Source organism: Pseudomonas sp. B26(2017) (assembly GCF_002113045.1).
Classification (GTDB): domain Bacteria; phylum Pseudomonadota; class Gammaproteobacteria; order Pseudomonadales; family Pseudomonadaceae; genus Aquipseudomonas.
This window is the reverse complement of record NZ_NEJJ01000020.1, coordinates 1-17,601: the sequence shown is the minus strand read 5'-3', so window position 1 is coordinate 17,601 and position 17,601 is coordinate 1. Positions and strand designations below refer to the sequence as shown.

Here is a 17,601-nt window from a genome sequence, read left to right as displayed (position 1 = left end):
GTAGCGCCGATCTTAGAAGACGTTGATCGGGTAGTCGATGATCACACGGTATTCATCCGTGTCCGTATCCAGCGCACCGTAACCGTTGCCGCCACGGTTGGTCGCCCATTGCAGGCGCACTGCGAGGTCTTTGGCCTGACCGCTCTGCACCACGTACTTGAGGTCGATATCGCGCTCCCAGTGTTTGGCGTTGCCGCCATCGGCGCTGTACCACGAGGCGTAACCCTTGCTCTGCGGATCGACCTTGGTCAGGTCCAGCGTGCCGCGCGAGTAGGACAACGAAGAGGTCAGGCCTGGCAAGCCGAGTCCTGCGAAATCGTAGGCGTACTTGAGTTTCCACGAGCGCTCGTTCGGGCCGTTGAAGTCCGAGTACTGCTGCGAGTTGTCGAGGTAAACGCTGTCGCCCTGGCTGATGTAATCGAACGGCGTGTTGCCGTTGACCCGCTGGTACGCGGCGGTGACGCTGTGATTGCCGATACCCACGGTGAAATGCAGGCTGTAGGTGTTGTTGTCGATGTTGCCCAGCAGCGCGTCGCCGGTGTCCTGCGTGTGATAGAAGTGCAGGCCCGGGTTGAGGGTCACCCGATCGTTCAGCGCCCAGGTGTAGTCGAGGTCGTAGTAGTACTGGTTCCAGATGTCCTTCAACTCGGAGGCGTACAGACTGCTGGTCAGGCCTTCGACACCGCTCCAGGCCACGCCGCCCCAGTTCAGATGCTGGCTCTTGTCGCCGTCGGCGAGTGTGCCGTAAGAAGTGCCGATGCGTTTGTGGCCACTCTGGTTGTAGGGTTTGGTGAAACTGGCCTGGCCGCCTTCGATCATCCAGCCGTCGAAGCTGTGGTTGGTCAGGCTGAGACCACGAAAGGTCTGCGGCAGCATGCGCGTCTCGCCACCGGCGATCACCGGATTGGCGAGGAACAGGTCACCGGCCTTCAGTTCGGTATCGAACGCACGCATTTTCAGCGTACCGCCCGCCGTGGAGAACGAGCCCGGCGCTTTGCCGTTGCCGTCGCTGACGGGCAGGATGCTGGAGTTATCGGTGCCACCACCGCCGTCGAGTTTCAGACCGAGCATGGCGTGGGCATCGATGCCGAAGCCGACCGTGCCCTCGGTGTAACCCGACTCGAATTTGCCGAGCAAACCCTGGCCCCACTCGATGTTGTCATCCGTCTGCTGCAGACGGTTGCGATTCATGTAGTAGTTGCGCGCGTTGAGGTTGAGACTCGCGCCTTCGATGAAACCTTGTTTCTCGGCTTCGGCAGCATGGGCGGCGGGGGCAATCGTTGCGGCAATTGCAATGAACAGCGGGGTAAAGCGAACTGGGTAACGCACGTGCGGTAAAGCTCCTTGGGTCAACTGACACTTCAATGTCTTGAGGTGCGGGATGTTTCAGTTGTTAAAGACGCACCAGACAGCTTTCACACCACAACGAAAAAAGGCCGCTGAAAATCAGCGGCCTGGAAGGACGACGGTTGAACGGGAAGAGCCAAACAACCGCGTCGAGGGAAACGGAGCGGTGCGCGCCTCAGCTGTCGGATCCGGAGTCGGACTGCGCTTGGGAAAGGCCGGCCTGCGGGGCTTGCGTGGCGTCTTTGGCCTTGGCCATCATTTCTGCCTGATGCTGTTCATACGCTTGAGCGCGAGCTGCATTGTGCGCTGCGAACGACTGCGATTCTTCAGCCATCGCCATCGGCGACAGGATCAATGAGGACAAAACGAAAGCGCTGGCAATACCCATACTGTTGGACATCTTGAAAACCTTCTTGCTTGGCAAGTGCTGTTTGGTGCGGGCAAAGATAAGGTTGCCGGGCGTTGGGAAACAGCGTGATTTTCATAAATGACTGTTACAGCACAAGCAAAGATCAACAGGTGAACATTACTGGGCTCGGCGTGGGAACACCTTGATGGAAGCTCTGTGTTCGACTTTGGAATGGAACGCGGAGCGTCCCGGGCGGCATTCCCACGCAGAGCGTGGGAACGATGAGGGGTGGGGTCAGACCGGTAAGTGAATCCCGAAGGTATTGATCCCGCGATCACTGCGCACAAACACGTCGCCGCCATGCATCAACGCAATCGCCTTGACGATCGCCAGCCCCAACCCGTGATTGTTGCCGCTGTTGGTGCGCGATGCATCGACCCGGTAGAAACGCTCGAACAAGCGCGGTAAATGCTCGCTGGCAATCGGCGAGCCGGGGTTGGCCACGCCGATGCTGACCTGATGTTCCTCGACCGCGATCTGCACTTCGATCACCTGTCCGGGCGCGGTGTGTTGCACCGCGTTGCTCAGCAGATTGATCAACGCCCGGCGCAGATGAGCGATCTCGATCTGCACCTGCGCATCGCCGCTCACCCGAACCTGAACCTGCGCATCTTCGAGGATGAAGTCGAGGTATTCGAGGGTGGTCGCCACTTCATCGGCCAGTGAAGTCGAGGTCAGTTTGGTGGCCTTGCTGCCCTGATCGGCGCTGGCCAGAAACAGCATGTCGTTGATGATCGAGCGCAGGCGTTCCAGCTCTTCGAGGTTGGATTGCAGCACTTCGAAATAATGCTCGGCAGAGCGCCCGCGAGTCAGCGCGACCTGGGTCTGGCCGATCAGGTTGGTCAACGGCGAGCGCAGTTCATGGGCGACGTCGGCGTTGAAGGATTCAAGCCGCGAATAGGCTTGTTCAACCCGCTCCAGCGTCGAGTTGAACGAGTCGACGAACTGCTCCAGTTCCGGCGGCAATGGCGACATGCGCAGGCGCCCGGCCCGCAACGGCGGCGCCAGACGTTGGGCTTCATGGGACAGTTTGATCAGCGGTTTGAGGCCGATTCGCGCCACCCAGTAACCCAATGCCGAGGCCAGCAGCACGCCGATCACCGCCAGACTGATCAGCGCGATCAGCAACTGATGCTGGGTCTGGTGAAGGGTCTCGGTGTCGATGCCGATCATGAAGCGCAGCGGCGGGCGCTGATCCTTGGCCGGCAGTTCGGTCAGCAGCACTTTCAGCGGGTAAGGATGGTTGGGCAGTTGCAGGTCGCGCATGCCCGGCGCACCTTGGGCGAACGCACGGATCAAGGCATCCGGCTCGCCGAATTCGTACCCCGGATTGCCGCTGACCACCCAGAAATGGATGCGCTTGTCTTCTTCGCCGAGCAGCTTGAGCTTGGCATTGATCTTTACCCAATGCTCGGGAGTGCCATAGCGGTTGAGCGCGGATTCGAGCACGCTGTAACGCGCATCCAGTTCCGCTTCCGGCAGCAGGCCGAGGCCCTTGTCCACTTGTTGATACAGCGCGCCGCCGATCAACAGGAAGACCAGCAGCGCCACCAGCGTGAACATCCCGCTCAGGCGCAGCGCTATTGAGTTACTGGACACCGCGGCTCTCCAGCACATAACCCATGCCGCGGATCGTGTGCAGCAATTTCTCCTCGAACGGCCCGTCGAGCTTGGCCCGCAGGCGCTTGATCGCGACTTCGACGACGTTGGCGTCGCTGTCGAAATTGATGTCCCAGACCATTTCCGCAATCGCGGTTTTCGACAGGATTTCACCCTGACGCCGGGCCAGCACACTGAGCAGCGAAAACTCTTTCGCCGTCAGATCCAGCCGGGTACCGGCGCGGGTGGCCTTGCGGCTGATCAGGTCGATCCACAGGTCGGCGATGCTCACTTGCACCGGTTCATGGCCACCGCTGCGGCGGGTCAGCGCTTGCAGGCGCGCCACCAGTTCGAGGAAGGAAAACGGTTTGCCGAGGTAATCGTCGGCGCCGTCGCGCAGCCCCCTGATCCGGTCCTCGACCCGCTCGCGGGCGGTCAGCATGATCACCGGCGTCTGCTTGCGCGCACGCAATGCGCGCAACACACCGAAACCGTCGAGGCCCGGCAGCATCACGTCGAGGACGATCACCGCATAGTCGCTTTCCAGCGCCAGGTGCAGGCCCTCGATGCCGTCGCGGGCCAGATCCACGGTGTAACCCTGTTCCGTCAGGCCGCGGCGCAGGTAGTCCGCGGTTTTCTCTTCGTCTTCGATAATCAGAACGCGCATGACCCGCCTCAGTCTGTCGTTGCCAGCGCCGCGACGGGCGCAGGTTTGGGCTTGTGGAACAGCCGCTCAAGCCACAAGTATATGACCGGCGTGGTGAACAGCGTCAGCATCTGGCTGACCAGCAGGCCGCCGACGACCGCGATCCCCAATGGTTGGCGCAGTTCGGCGCCGGTGCCGTAACCGAGCATCAGCGGCAGCGCGCCAAGCAGCGCGGCGAGGGTGGTCATGATGATCGGCCGGAACCGCGTGATACACGCTTCGAAAATCGCATCCTGCGGCGACAGCCCGCGATGACGCTGCGCCTCAAGGGCGAAGTCGATCATCAGGATGCCGTTCTTCTTGACGATACCAATCAGCAGCACCAGCCCGATCAGCGCCATGATCGAAAAGTCCTGACCGCAGATCCACAGCATGATCACCGCGCCCAGACCCGCCGCCGGCAGGGTCGAGATGATCGTCAGCGGATGGACGAAGCTCTCGTAGAGCACGCCCAGGATGATGTAAACCGCCACCAGCGCCGCGAGAATCAGCCACGGCTGACTTTTCAGCGAACTCTGGAACGCTTGGGCCGCGCCCTGGAAGTTGCCGCTGATTGCGGTCGGCATGCCGATTTCGGCTTTGGCCTGATTGAGCAGAATCACTGCATCGCCCAGTGCCACACCGGGCGCCAGGTTGAACGACAGGTTGGCGGCCGGGAACATGCCGTCGTGGGCGATGGACAGCGGGCCGATGGTCGGCGCGTCGAAGCGGGCCAGCGCCGACAGCGGCACCATTTCTCCGCTCAGCGGTGAGCGCAGGTAGAAATAGTTGAGGCTTTCGGCCTTGCCGCGTTGCTTGGTGTCCAGCTCCAGGATCACGTTGTACTGGTTGACCTGGGTCTGGAACTCGTTGATCTGCCGCTGGCCGAAGGCGTCGTACAGCGCTTCGTCGACATCACTCGCCGTCAGGCCGAAACGCGCGGCGGCGCTGCGGTCGATGCTGATGTGGGTGATGCTGCCGCCCAGTTGCAGGTCGTTGGAAATGTCACGGAACGCCGGAATGCTGCGCAGCTTTTCGGTGAGTTTCTGGGTCCAGGTGGCGAGGGTCGGCCCGTCGTTGCTCTTGAGCACGTATTGATACTGAGCACGGCTCGGGCCGGAGCTGAGGTTGATGTCCTGGCCGGCGCGCAGGTAAAGCACGATGCCGGGGACTTTCATCAGTTGCGGACGAATGCGGTCGATGAACTGGCTGGCTGAAACATCTCGGTCGCCGCGTTTTTTCAGCGCAATCCAGAAGCGCCCGTTGGCGATGGTCTGGTTGCTGCCGGATACGCCCACCGAGTGGGAAAACGCCTGGACGGCCGGATCGGCGGCGACGATTTCGGCCATCGCCAGGTGTTTTTTCACCATGTCGCTGTAGGAGATATCGGCTGCAGCTTCGGTGGTGCCGAGGACGAAGCCGGTGTCCTGCACCGGGAAGAACCCTTTGGGGATAAACACGTAGCCGCCAATCGCCAGTGCGACGGAAAGGCCGAACACGCCGATCATCAGTTTCTGGTGGGCGAGGGCGCGGCGCAGGCCCTTCTCGTACCAGCCGAGCAGGCGTTCGCTGAAGCCCGGTCTGTCATGGGCGTGATGCACCGGTTTGCGCATGAACAGCGCGGCGAGGGTTGGCGCCAGAGTCAGCGACACCACCACGGAAATCAGGATGGTCGAGGTGGCCGTCAGGGCAAATTCCTTGAACAACCGCCCGACCACGCCACCCATGAACAGCAGCGGAATGAACGCCGCCACCAGCGAGAAACTGATCGAGACCACGGTGAAACCGATCTCGCCGGCGCCCTTGATTGCGGCGTCGCGCATGCTGTCGCCGGCCTCGAGGTGGCGGTGAATGTTTTCCACCACCACGATCGCATCGTCGACCACGAAACCTACCGCCACGACGATGGCCACCAGCGTCAGGTTGTTCAGGCTGAAACCGAGCAAGTACATCAGGGCGAAACTGGCGGTCAGCGACACGCCGAGTACCGCCGAAACGATCATCGTCGCCGACAGCTGACGCAGGAACAGTGCCATCACCGCCACCACCAGCAGGATCGCGATCAGCAAAGTGATTTCCACCTCATGCAGCGAGGCGCGGATGGTCTGGGTACGGTCGATCAGGGTTTTGACCTGCACCGAGGCTGGCAGCATGGCTTCGAGGCCGGGCAGGGCGGCCTGAATCCGGTCCACCGTTTCGACGATGTTGGCGCCGGGCTGGCGGAAGATCACCAGGTTCACGCCCGGCTGATCGCCAGCCCACGCTTGCACGTAGGCATCTTCCGAACCGTTGACGACTTTGGCGACATCCTTGAGGTGAACCGGGGCGCCGTCCTTGTAGGAAACGATGAGCTGACTGTATTCCTCGGGGTGGAACAACTGGTCGTTGGTCGACAGCGTGGAAATGCTCGACTCGCCGTACAGCGCACCTTTGGCGAGGTTGAGGCTGGTCTGCTGGATCGCCACGCGAATATCGGCGAGGGTCAGGCCGATGGCTGCCAGTTTGTCCGCCGAGGCCTGTACGCGAATCGCCGGACGTTGCTGGCCGGTGATGTTGATTTGGCCTACGCCGTCGACCTGACTGATCTGACGCGCAAGGAGGGTTTCCACCAGGTCACTGAGTTCGGTGCCGGGCATTTGCGTGGAGCTGACGCTGAGGATCAGCACCGGGCTGTCGGCCGGGTTGACCTTCCTCCAGGTCGGCAGGGTCGGCATGTCTTTTGGCAGTTTGCCGGCGGCGGTGTTGATTGCGGCCTGCACTTCCTGGGCGGCGGTGTCGATGCTCTTGTCGAGGGTGAATTGCAGGGTCAGCAGAGTGGAGCCCAGCGCACTGCTGGAGGTCATCTGGGTCATGCCGGGGATGGCGCTGAATTGCACCTCCAGCGGCGTGGCCACGGACGAGGCCATGGTGTCCGGACTGGCGCCGGGCAACTGTGCGGAAACTTGAATCGTCGGAAATTCCGCTTCCGGCAACGGGGCGACCGGCAGGCGCGGGAAGGCAATCACTCCGACCAGTACCAGCGCGATGGTCAGCAGAATCGTCGCCACCGGATGATCGATGCACCAGGTCGAAAAGCCTTTGTGCTGCTTCATGGCTGGGTCTCCGCTTGCACCACCTGCGGCGGTTCGCTCATGACCTGCACGGTCGAGCCGGGCTTGAGCCGCGACTGGCCATCACTGACCAATACGTCGCCGGGTTTCACGCCCTTGATGATGTCCTGGCCGCTGCCCTGATAGACCATCTGCACTTGCACGGCTTCAACCTTGTCGCCGTTGACCCGATACACGAAATGTTGATCGAGGCCGCGTTGTACGACGGTGGGCGGGACCACCAGCGCATCTTTATCCAGCGCTGTCTGAATCTTTACCGTCACCAGCAGGCCGGGCCAGAGCTTCTGGTCCGGGTTGTCGAATTCGGCCTTGGCGCGGATGGTGCCGGTGTTGGCGTTGATCTGGTTGTCGATCAGCGTCAGGTGACCTTCGCCCAGCAGGTTGCCGGTTTCGCCGTCGGTGTCGGCGCCGATGTACGCCTTGACCTGAGCGCGCTGCGGATCGCTGATCAAGCCTTGCAGGGTCGGCAGCATTTGCTGGGGCAGGGAAAACTCGACGGCGATCGGGTCGATCTGGGTCACGGTGAACAGACCCTGGGTGTCGGTCATGCGCAGGAAATTGCCTTCGTCGACCGTGCGAATCCCGACGCGGCCGGTGACCGGGGAGCGAATCTGGGTGTAGGAAAGTTGTACCTGAGCCGCGTCAATCGAAGCCTGATTGCCCTGGGCGGTGGCCTTGAGCTGGTTGACCAGTGCCTGTTGCTGGTCGTAGGTCTGCTTCGATACGCCGTCGTCGACGCTCAGCAGTTTGTAGCGCTTGAGGTTGACCAGAGCGACTTGCAGTTGCGCCTGGCTTTCGCCCAGTTGCGCCCGGGCCTGGTCGAGGCTGGCGCGGATCGAGCGGTCGTCGATGGTGGCGAGCAGGTCGCCCTGTTTTACCAGCTGGCCTTCCTTGACCAGCAGCTTGGTGAGGATGCCGTCGATCTGTGGGCGCACCACCACGCTGTGTAGCGAGAGGACCGAGCCGATGCCGCTGGTGTAGCGGGGGACGTCTTTTTCGCTGACGGCGACGACCCGCACCGGGATGGCGGTGGGGGCGGCGAGTTTGGCCGGGGCGGGTTTGTATGCGTACCACAGACCGGCGGCTGCGAGGGCGATCAGCAGGGTGGCGAGCAGGGCCTTTTTCTTCTGGATTTGCATGCTTGTGGGGCGCCAGGGGGACGGGGTTTGGGCAGGTTTTGTCTTTATAAACTTGTTTGCGGGTCAGTAGGGTGACGGCTAACTGACGGCGCTGTCAGTTTCAGCTTTTGACTTGGCGGCCTTTGGGCCGACCATGCTGTTTTGGGTTTGGGTGTATATCCGTTTCTTCGGGTGTTGCGGCTGGCGGTTTCGCCCTTACGGCGAGTCCCTTTTTCAAACGCCAAAAAGGAACCAAAAGGCTTGGCCCCTGCGTTCGGCGCCTCGCTGTGGCTCGGCGTTCCTTCGTTCCGGTATTCATCCGGGGGCATCGCCTACGGTTTGCTTCGCTGCACCTCCTCTCGATGCATGCGGCTGCGCCGCACGGTCGCTGCGCTCCCACCCCCGGATAAATCCCTCCACTCAGCCTTCCGATGGGGCCGGCACGTCAAAAGCGGTACTCGAGCTAACGCTCATTGTGTTGAGTGGTTAGAAGCAGAAAGCAGAAAGCAGAAAGCGGACTGCTTTTGCTCTGATCGTTCCCACGCTCCGCGTGGGAATGCAGCCCGGGACGCTCCGCGTTCCATTTTCGGATGTTTGGAAATGTGGGGGGGGGTACCGTTTGTTGTTGCAGTGCTTTTGATCGTTCCCACGCTCCGCGTGGGAATGCAGCCCGGGACGCTCCGCGTTCCATTTTCGAATGTTTAAAGATGTGTGGGATTCACTGAACCTTCCCACAAGGTTTTCAGGTTGTCCGTCGGAAGCACGCTCTCTAGTCTTTGGCTGTCGCTGCCAATTCAGCGAACAGGTGTGGAAACCTGATTTCAAGTAGTTGCAAAGCTTCTCCCCGTAACCGTTGCCGACGTCTTCTTTCGTCTGCAAACTGCGTCGCGGCGGCTGTGCGCAGGCAGACTTCGGTCTGGCCGGTTGCCTACTTATCGGTTTTCCACCCTGCGTACAGCTGCCACCTTTTGTCGTGTGGAAACGACAAGGGATGGCTCCATAGCCAAGTAGGAGTTTTTCATGGACAAACTGATACCCGATCCACCCTACGAATCCCCCACCCCTCTCGAAGAAGCCATGCGCGCCGAAGACCTCGCCCGTAACCGCGAAGCCATCAAACGCGCCCTCGACTATTACCTTTGCCCGAAGCCCTCGAAACCACGCCCGAGCACGATGTACATGGTCACTCCCAACGTCGATACCGAAAGCCTGTTGGTCAATGCCTGCGAATCCCTGGCCTCGGCCAGTACCATCGCCAGCAATTTCGCCAACGAACTCACAGGCCCGCAGCGCAGTACGGCGCTCGGGATCCAGCAGATCATCATGCTGGCTGAGCTTGCAGTGAATCGGGCGCTGGATCGGGTTGATCCGCCAACGTGATCCGCTAGTCGAAGAGTCCCGAAAAGGCACCGGCCATGCCCTTTCGGGGGCTCTTTAAAGTCTGCGCGCGCAGGTATACTGCGCGCCTTCGCGGCTCATTCACCGGGCCGGACTTTTTGCTTTCCGGAGCTTTCATGACTTCCCCAATCGACAACGCTGTGAGCGATGTCCCGGCAGAACTGGCCGAGGCCGGCGAATCCAAACCGACCATTCCTGCCTTCAAGTTTCCGTTCAAGCAAGGTGAGCTGGCCGCCGCCAAAGGCGCCAGGCAGCCGCAGTTCAAGGGCAAGGACGGTGACCGTCACGCCAGGACCCCGGGTGTGGCGCCGTCGGGCAAGCGCCGTTCGATGGGCAAGCGCTGATTCATTCCCGCCTCGGCCGTCGCTGTGATTCTCGGTCACAGTGATGGCTAATTGCTCAGTTCCTGAGCCAGATCAACGTTTAACCGATGAGTGCGCTTAGAGTCAGCAGCCCTGCCGACTCTTTCCAATAAAACGAGCGCGCTTTCCATGAAGATCAATCTCCCGGTGACCGGGCGCAATGTCGATGTTGCGCCGGATGCGAACATTCTCTCGACCACCGATCTGACCAGCGCGATCACCTACGCCAACGACGATTTCATCAGGATCAGCGGTTACAGCCGCGACGAGCTGCTGGGCGCGCCGCACAATTTGCTGCGTCATCCGGACATGCCCGCGCAGGCGTTTGCCCATATGTGGCAGACGCTCAAGCGCGGGCGGTCGTGGATGGGGCTGGTGAAGAATCGTTGCAAGAACGGTGATCACTACTGGGTCAGTGCCTATGTCACGCCGGTCACGCAGAACGACGCGGCGGTGGAGTATCAGTCGGTGCGCACGCGGCCGGATGCGCGGCAGATTGCGGCGGCGGAGCGGGCGTATGCGCAGTTGCGCGAGGGACGGGGGGCGCGGTGGCAGCGGCTGCCGGTGTTGGGTCTGCGGGCGAAGATCATGGCGTTGACCAGTTCGGTGCTGGCGGTGGTGCTGGGGATGGAAGCCTGGCTGCGGCCTGAATCCATGGGCATCGAAGCCGTCGCGCTGGTGGCTGGCAGTGGCGCGTGTGCGCTGGGCGTGGGTTGGTTGCTGGGGCCGTTGGAGCGGCTGACCGAGCGTGCTCGGGTGATTGCTGATAACCCGTTGAGCCAGGGCATTTATACCGGGCGGCGGGATCAGTTCGGGCAGATCGAGTTTGCCTTGCAGATGCTTGAAGCACAGGTCGGCGCGGTGGTCGGGCGGATCGGTGATGCGTCGCAACGGCTGGCCGGACATGCGGCGCAATTGGTGGATCATCTGCACAGCAGTCACACCAGCACGTTGGCGCAGCAGGCGGAAACCGATCAGGTGGCGGCGGCGATTCATCAGATGGCGGCCAGTGTCGCGCAGGTGGCCAGCCATGCGCAGCAGGCCTCGGTGGCGGCGGATATGGCCGGGACGGAAACCCGTGAAGGGCATCTGCTAGTGGGCGAGAGTCGCAGTGCGGTGTTGCGGCTGGCCGAGGCGTTGGGGCGGGCCACCGAGGTGATTCATCAGCTCGAAGGCCACAGCAGCGAGATTTCCGGGGTGCTGGAGGTGATTCGCAGCATCGCCGAGCAGACCAATCTGCTGGCGCTCAACGCGGCGATCGAAGCGGCCCGGGCCGGGGATGCCGGGCGTGGGTTCGCGGTGGTGGCCGACGAGGTGAGGGGGCTGGCCCAGCGCACCCAGCAGTCGACCAACGAGATTCAACGGATGATCAGCACCCTGCAGAACGGTGCGCGGGATGCGGTGCTGGTGATGCAGCAGAGCAGCGAGCATGTGGATAACAGCGTCGAACAGGCGCAACGTGCGGCGCGGGCGCTGGACGGGATCAGCGGGCGGGTCGAGCAGATTACCGAGATGAGTCTGCAGATTGCCGCAGCGGTCGAAGAACAGAGCGCGGTGAGCGAGGACATCAACCGCAACATCGTCAGCATTCGCACGGCTTGCGAGCTGACTGTGGATGAAGGGCGCCAGAGCCAGCTCAACTCACAGGATGTGGCGGGGCTGGCGGGGGATTTGCGTTCGCTGGCGCGGGAGTTCTGGGGGCGGCGGCAGGGCGTTTAGGCCGCCCGCAACGAAATGAACGCGTAAGTCTGCGGCGGCTCGGACACCACTTGTGCTCCGGCCGCGCGCACTTGCCCGGCGATGTCGTCGCCGGAGACATGGAACAGCCATTCGCTGTGGCCGGCAGTCAGTGGCTGCGCCGTGACCTGATCGATCACCGAGGCAAACGCGCCCATGTCCGGCAGGTATGCGGTGAACCCGTCGCCCTTGAGCGCGGTGGTGCGGATGCCGAGCAAACCGCAGATCGCATCCTTGATCCGGATGTCGTCGCGATCTGCCTGACGGGAGCGCTGGATCAGTGTCAGCAGTTCCTGATCCACCAGTTCACCACCGACGATCAGGTCCGGCCCTTGCTCCCACGACTCCGGCGGGCAGTCCTTGGCGGCAGGGTTCAGCGCAATGTGCGGATTGATTTCGGCGGGATAGATGCGACACACCAACGGCCGGCGCTCGTAGATGCGGCACAGTTTGTCTTCGTCAAGATTCCGGCAGGGGCCGACGTTGTAGGCGGCAAAAGTGATTGCCACATGGGCGTCGGACATTCCGCTGCGCACCACCGCCGAACGACGTTGCGCATGTTCGCGCTGCTGTTCCGGGAGGCCCAGGCCGTTGGCGAGAAACGCCTCCACCAGCACGATCACCTGACCGCCGTCGGCCGCCCACATACGGGCTTCGGCCAGGGTCAGGGGCACATGGTGATCGGTGCAGCATTTGCCGCAGCCTACGCAGGAAAAGGTCGTATTCATTGAGCGGGCAATCTTCAATCAGGGTGTGAATCGGCGACATAAAGCCGCCGTACAGGCCCGGAGTGAAGCAAGTTGTGCGCCATTCGCTCAGGGTTTGGCGGTCGGGCGGATCGAGTCCCATTCGGTGACGAACGCGGTTTTCGACTTCTTGTTGTACAGGCACAGCTCGGTGCCTTGCTGGCCCTTCATGTGTTTTTGCGGGTATTGGCCTTGCAGCAACAGCGCGGTGTAGCCGACGCGGTCATCGAATTGCGCGGCGTTACCGACTGGTTTGGCGTTTTTCAGGCCGCTGGCCTTGGTGCAACTGGCGAGCACGGTTTTGTCGTAGGCCGCCCAGGCGTCGGGGCTGGAGGCGTGGGCCAACGGGGCGATGAGGCAAAGTATGGAGAGGGCGAGGCATTTCATGGTTCGGGCATCCTTGGGTTCAGTCCAGGATTGGAGTATGCCTGAGCGAGGAAAGTTGTCTTGCGGCCGTCATCGCGGGCAAGCCCGCTCCCACAGGGGATTGATGACGTATTCAGATTTTGCAAGCACCCGGAAACCTGTGGGAGCTGGCTTGCCAGCGATGGCCGTCTGTCAGTCCGGCACCAGTTCCCGGCGGACCACATACATTCCAGACCTTTCGTACAAGCTCAGCGCCCGATGGTTGTCTTCCAGCACCTTCAGGTCGACAAACCCTTCACGCCGATCCTGAAATACCTTGAACGCATGCAGCAGCAACGCCCGACCCAGTCCATGGCCCTGGGCGCGAGGATGCACCACCAGATTCTTGATGTAGGAACTGGTCCAGCATTGCGCCACGCCAATGACGCCAGCGGCATCGCTTGCAATGAAACACAGTGCCGGATCGTATTCCGGATCGCTTTCGAACTGCTGTTGCCAGACGTCCAGCGCCGGCACCCGACCACCGCCTTCGCGGTAGCCGATCAGCATCAGTTCATGCACGGCGGCTGCGCGTTCGGCGCTGTAGGGGGTGAGTTTGGTACCGTTCGGCCATTCGATGGCCGGCACGTCCAGGTTCAGGTCGCGCCGCATCAGAAAACAGAATGTCTCGCTCAAGGCTCAGTGGCCGTGAGCGGCGACATGCTTGGCCGCTTCGATCAGACAGTGAGTCAGCTCGGGCGAGGAGAACTTGGTCAGCACGCCGTTGGCCCCGGCGAGGCGGGCCTTTTCGCTGTTCATCGCGCTGTCCAGCGAGGTGTGCAGCAGCACATAGAGGTGGGCGAAGTCCGGGGTTTCGCGAAGGGTGCGGGTGAAGGCGTAACCGTCCATCTCGGACATTTCGATGTCCGAGACAATCAGGTTGATCTGCTGCGCCGTGCCTTGCAGGTCCAGCAGGCAGTCGATGGCTTCCTTGGCGCTGCGCGCGGTATGGCATTGCAGGCCGAGGTTGCGCAGGGTGTGCACCGATTGCTGCAGCGCCACCTGACTGTCGTCGACCACCAGGATTCGCGCGTTGCCCAGCACTTCGGCGTCTTCCATGCTCAGCTCGGTCGGGGCCATTTCGATCTGCGCCGGGGCGATGCCGTGGATCACTTTTTCGATGTCCAGCACCTGTACCAGCGTGCCGTCCACCGAGGTCACGCCGGTGATGTAGGCGCGCGAACCGCCGGAGCCGAACGGCGGCGGTTTGATGTCGGTGGTCAGGCAATGCACGATCTTGCTCACCGCCTGTACGTGCAGACCCTGTTTCGAACGGCTGACGTCGGTGACGATCAGGCAGCCGCCGTTCGGGTCTTCCAGCGGCCGCTCGCCGATGGCGCGGCTCAGGTCGATCACCGACAGCGAAGCACCGCGCAGGGTGGCGATGCCTTTGACGTGCGGGTGCGACTCCGGCAGCTTGGTCAGCGGCGGGCAGGGGATGATTTCACTGACCTTCAGCAGGTTGATCGCCATCAGCTTGCCGCTGCGCAAGGTAAACAGCAGAAGCGAAAGTGAATCTGCGCGGGCTTTGTTGGAAGACATAAAAACCTTCTGTGGAAAAGGTGAGCGGCGATCGCACGGATCGCCAGCAGGTATCGATGCCGGGTTATCGACTTGTAACCGGCAGGCTTTAGGGACTCTGGCGCCAATCCGACGGCGGGACTTTTATTTCATCCCCAACCGCTTGGCCAGCCGCCCCAGGTTCGCCCGGTCCAGCCCCAGTTCGCGGGCGGCGCTGGCCCAGTTATCTTGATTGCGCTCAAGCGCTGCACTGATCAACTGCCGCTGATACTGCTCGGTGGCTGCACGCAGGTCACCGCTGATCAATGGCGCAGTGGCAGTCGCTTCGGACGGCGCCGGCGAGTTATCCACAATCTCGCGCGGCAGATCGAGATCCATCGCGCTCAAGCTGAGGATCTTCGGCCGCACCTTGCAGTTACCCAGCGCCTTCAGTGCGCTGCGTCCGATCAAATGCTCCAGTTCCCGCACATTGCCCGGCCAGGTGTAGGCCAGCAGCGCTTCCTGGGCGTCGCTGTTCAGGCGCAGGCTGTTAAGGCCCATGCGCGAGCGGTTCTGCTCCAGGAAATAGCCGCTGAGCAGCAACACGTCGCGCCCCCGGTCACGCAGTGCCGGCACCCGCAACGGGTAGACGCTGAGGCGATGGTAGAAGTCGGCGCGGTAGCGGCCGCTGCGCACTTCTTCGGCCAGGTCGCGGTTGGTCGCGGCGATCAGGCGCACATCGACCTGATGCTCCTTGTCCGAACCCAGACGTTGCAACTGGCCGCTCTGCAACACCCGCAACAGCTTGGCCTGGACGGTCAGCGACAACTCGCCGACTTCATCCAGAAACAGCGTGCCGCCGTTGGCCAGTTCGAACTTGCCGCGTCGGTCGCTGGTGGCGCCGGTAAAGGCGCCGCGCACGTGGCCGAACAGTTCGCTTTCCACCAGCGTGTCCGGCAGGGCCGCGCAATTGAGGCTGATGATCGGTTTGTCGGCGCGCTTGGAAGCGGCGTGGATCGCCTGGGCCACCAGCTCTTTGCCGACCCCGGTTTCGCCGGTGATCAGCACGGTCAGGTCGCTGCCACCGACCAGATTGATTTCTTCCACCAGCCGTTTATGCGCCTTGCTCTGGCCAATCATTTCGCGGTTCTGCTGGCCGCTGGCCTGGCGATAGACCTCGGCGCGCTGGTGTTCGTCCTCGGCACGAATCGCCAGGCGCTCAATGCGTTCGGCGGCATTGACCGTGGCCGAGGCGAGGCTGGCGAAGGCTTGCAGGGCGTCGAGTTCGATCGGTTCGAAACGTTCGGGATCGAGGGCGTCGAGGGTGATCAGCCCCCAGAGTTTTTCATCGACGAACAACGGGCAACCGAGGCAATCGTGAACTTCGAGGTGATCGTCGAGGCCGTCGACCAGTCCGTCATACGGATCGGGCAGATCGCTGTCGGCGGCGAAGCGGGTGGGCCCTTCGCCGGCCAGCAGCACTTCAAAACGCGGATGTTCGCTGACCTTGAAGCGGCGGCCGAGGGTATCGGTACTCAAACCGTCCACCGCCAGCGGCACCAGCCATTCACCGTCGAGACGCAGCAGGGCCGCAGCGTCGCACGGCAGCAGGGCGCGCATGGCTTCGAGCAGGCGTCGGTAGCGCTCGCCTTCGGGCAGTTCGCGGGACAGGTCGGAGACCAGTGGGAGCAGGGCGGTGAGCAATGATTTGGCGGACATAGATTTGTAGTCAAAGAGACATGTTGTAGTCGAAGCGACTATAGAGGTGTTTGTGTCGATCTGACTACATACTTTTCAAGTGATTGATTTGTATAGAAAAAATAGTTGGCACGAATACTGGAATGGATAAGGCACTTTTAGAGAAAGCTCAGGAGTCACCCTTATGCTTAGCGTCCAGGATCGTGCCATCGTCAAATCCACTGTGCCTCTGCTGGAAAGCGGCGGTGAAGCGCTGATCACCCATTTCTACCGCATGATGCTCTCCGAATACCCGCAAGTCCGCCCGCTGTTCAACCAGGCCCACCAGGCCAGCGGTGACCAGCCTCGCGCTCTGGCAAACGGCGTGTTGATGTACGCCCGTCACATCGATCAGCTCGACCAGTTGGGCGATCTGGTGGCCAAGATCATCAACAAGCACGTGGCCCTGCAAATTCTGCCCGAACACTACCCGATCGTCGGCGCCTGCCTGCTGCGCGCGATCAGCGAAGTGCTCGGCGAAGAGATCGCCACCCCGCAAGTGATGAGCGCCTGGGGCGCGGCCTACGGTCAGTTGGCCGAGATCCTGATCGGCGCCGAAACCGCCATTTATGACCAGAAAGAGCAAGCCGTCGGCGGCTGGCGCGGGGCGCGGGAGTTCATCGTCGCAGCCAGGGTCGAAGAGAGTGCGGAAATCACTTCGTTCTACTTCGAGCCGGCGGACAAGGGCCCGATCCTGGCAGCCGAGCCCGGTCAGTACATCGGCATGACGCTGATGCTCGACGGCGAAGAAATCCGCCGTAACTACTCGCTGTCGGCCCTGGCCAACAAAGGTCAGTACCGCATCAGCGTCAAGCGTGAACCGGGTGGCCGAGCTTCCAATTATTTGCACGATCAGTTGCATGTCGGTTCCAGCATCCAACTGTTCCCGCCATCGGGCGAGTTCACCCTGACTGCCAGCGACAAACCGCTGGTGCTGATCAGCGGCGGCGTCGGTATCACGCCGACGCTGGCGATGTTGGAAGCGGCACTGGAAACCGAGCGTCCGGTTTACTTCATCCACAGCGCCCGCAACGGCAGCGTGCATGCGTTCCGTGACTGGATCGACGGGCTCGCCGCGCGTCATCCGCAGCTCAAGCGCTTCTATTGCTACGCCGAAGATGACGGCGTGAGCCCGGCGGCGGACAAGGTCGGGTTGTTGAGCGAGGAGCAACTGGGCGAGTGGTTGCCGGCGGAGCGTGATGTGGACGCCTACTTCCTTGGGCCCAAAGGCTTCATGGGGGCGATCAAGCGTCATCTGAAGGCGCTGGGCGTGCCGGAGAAGCAGAGCCGGTATGAGTTCTTCGGGCCGGCTGCTGCTCTGGAATAATCCGGAATCGAGTCGCCTTCATTCGCGAGCAAGCTCGCTTGTATGCTGGTACTTGAAGGGAGGAGGAGGGACAAGGCTCGATTCTGACTGTTGGCGCAGTACAGATCCGTGGGAGATTTCG

15 protein-coding genes and 1 pseudogene are annotated in these 17,601 nt (G+C 61.8%); 5 read left to right on the top strand and 11 right to left on the bottom strand.

Going from position 1 to position 17,601, the window contains the following annotated elements:
- Positions 1 to 12: 12 nt before the first annotated feature.
- From CAF79_RS25180 to CAF79_RS25155, 6 genes are all read right to left on the bottom strand, one after another.
- Positions 13 to 1,329 (bottom strand): OprD family porin, encoded by a 1,317-nt coding sequence (locus tag CAF79_RS25180; protein WP_085700828.1) that lies wholly within the window; start codon positions 1,327 to 1,329, stop codon positions 13 to 15.
- A 193-nt stretch (positions 1,330 to 1,522) separates the two neighbouring features.
- Complete coding sequence (locus tag CAF79_RS25175; protein WP_085700827.1) at positions 1,523 to 1,747, bottom strand: hypothetical protein; 225 nt, start codon at positions 1,745 to 1,747, stop codon at positions 1,523 to 1,525.
- 243 nt (positions 1,748 to 1,990) lie between these two features.
- Positions 1,991 to 3,355: a heavy metal sensor histidine kinase gene (locus CAF79_RS25170; protein WP_085700826.1), complete on the bottom strand. Its 1,365-nt coding sequence runs from the start codon at positions 3,353 to 3,355 to the stop codon at positions 1,991 to 1,993.
- Complete coding sequence (locus tag CAF79_RS25165) at positions 3,345 to 4,022, bottom strand: heavy metal response regulator transcription factor (RefSeq protein ID WP_085700825.1); 678 nt, start codon at positions 4,020 to 4,022, stop codon at positions 3,345 to 3,347. Before CAF79_RS25165 ends, CAF79_RS25170 begins: the two co-directional genes overlap by 11 nt.
- An 8-nt stretch (positions 4,023 to 4,030) precedes the next feature.
- Positions 4,031 to 7,132 (bottom strand): multidrug efflux RND transporter permease subunit, encoded by a 3,102-nt coding sequence (locus tag CAF79_RS25160; RefSeq protein ID WP_085700824.1) that lies wholly within the window; start codon positions 7,130 to 7,132, stop codon positions 4,031 to 4,033.
- Positions 7,129 to 8,289 carry an efflux RND transporter periplasmic adaptor subunit gene (locus CAF79_RS25155; protein ID WP_085700823.1) on the bottom strand — a complete coding sequence of 387 codons (1,161 nt, stop codon included), beginning with the start codon at positions 8,287 to 8,289 and terminating at the stop codon, positions 7,129 to 7,131. The genes CAF79_RS25160 and CAF79_RS25155 overlap by 4 nt, the downstream gene beginning before the upstream one ends.
- A 999-nt stretch (positions 8,290 to 9,288) precedes the next feature.
- Here CAF79_RS25155 and CAF79_RS25150 point away from each other — a divergent pair.
- The 4 genes and pseudogenes from CAF79_RS25150 to CAF79_RS25140 all read left to right on the top strand — a co-directional run bounded on the left by CAF79_RS25150 (position 9,289) and on the right by CAF79_RS25140 (position 11,747).
- Positions 9,289 to 9,648 carry a DUF6124 family protein gene (locus tag CAF79_RS25150; protein WP_085700822.1) on the top strand — a complete coding sequence of 120 codons (360 nt, stop codon included), beginning with the start codon at positions 9,289 to 9,291 and terminating at the stop codon, positions 9,646 to 9,648.
- Positions 9,649 to 9,782: 134 nt separating this feature from the next.
- On the top strand, positions 9,783 to 10,010 hold the full coding sequence (locus tag CAF79_RS25145; protein WP_085700821.1) for a hypothetical protein: 228 nt from the start codon (positions 9,783 to 9,785) through the stop codon (positions 10,008 to 10,010).
- A 147-nt stretch (positions 10,011 to 10,157) separates the two neighbouring features.
- Positions 10,158 to 10,439: pseudogene (locus tag CAF79_RS29795) on the top strand (PAS domain-containing protein); the annotation flags it as partial.
- 243 nt (positions 10,440 to 10,682) lie between these two features.
- The gene (locus CAF79_RS25140; RefSeq protein ID WP_371917942.1) at positions 10,683 to 11,747 is read left to right on the top strand and encodes a methyl-accepting chemotaxis protein; all 1,065 of its coding nucleotides are present in this window, start codon (positions 10,683 to 10,685) and stop codon (positions 11,745 to 11,747) included.
- Here CAF79_RS25140 and CAF79_RS25135 read toward each other — a convergent pair.
- From CAF79_RS25135 to norR, 5 genes are all read right to left on the bottom strand, one after another.
- On the bottom strand, positions 11,744 to 12,493 hold the full coding sequence (locus tag CAF79_RS25135) for a YkgJ family cysteine cluster protein (protein ID WP_085700819.1): 750 nt from the start codon (positions 12,491 to 12,493) through the stop codon (positions 11,744 to 11,746). The genes CAF79_RS25140 and CAF79_RS25135 overlap by 4 nt on opposite strands.
- Before the next feature lie 87 nt (positions 12,494 to 12,580).
- The gene (locus CAF79_RS25130) at positions 12,581 to 12,898 is read right to left on the bottom strand and encodes a hypothetical protein (protein WP_085700818.1); all 318 of its coding nucleotides are present in this window, start codon (positions 12,896 to 12,898) and stop codon (positions 12,581 to 12,583) included.
- 171 nt (positions 12,899 to 13,069) lie between these two features.
- The gene (locus CAF79_RS25125; RefSeq protein WP_085700817.1) at positions 13,070 to 13,528 is read right to left on the bottom strand and encodes an N-acetyltransferase; all 459 of its coding nucleotides are present in this window, start codon (positions 13,526 to 13,528) and stop codon (positions 13,070 to 13,072) included.
- Between the two features lie 27 nt (positions 13,529 to 13,555).
- Positions 13,556 to 14,458, bottom strand: coding sequence for a chemotaxis protein CheV (locus CAF79_RS25120; protein WP_085700816.1), 903 nt, complete (start codon positions 14,456 to 14,458; stop codon positions 13,556 to 13,558).
- Positions 14,459 to 14,581: 123 nt separating this feature from the next.
- On the bottom strand, positions 14,582 to 16,135 hold the full coding sequence (norR, locus tag CAF79_RS25115) for a nitric oxide reductase transcriptional regulator NorR (RefSeq protein ID WP_085700815.1): 1,554 nt from the start codon (positions 16,133 to 16,135) through the stop codon (positions 14,582 to 14,584).
- A gap of 163 nt (positions 16,136 to 16,298) precedes the next feature.
- On the opposite strand from norR, the gene hmpA reads away from it, so the two are divergent.
- Positions 16,299 to 17,480 carry an NO-inducible flavohemoprotein gene (gene hmpA / locus CAF79_RS25110; protein WP_085700814.1) on the top strand — a complete coding sequence of 394 codons (1,182 nt, stop codon included), beginning with the start codon at positions 16,299 to 16,301 and terminating at the stop codon, positions 17,478 to 17,480.
- Positions 17,481 to 17,601: the final 121 nt, after the last annotated feature.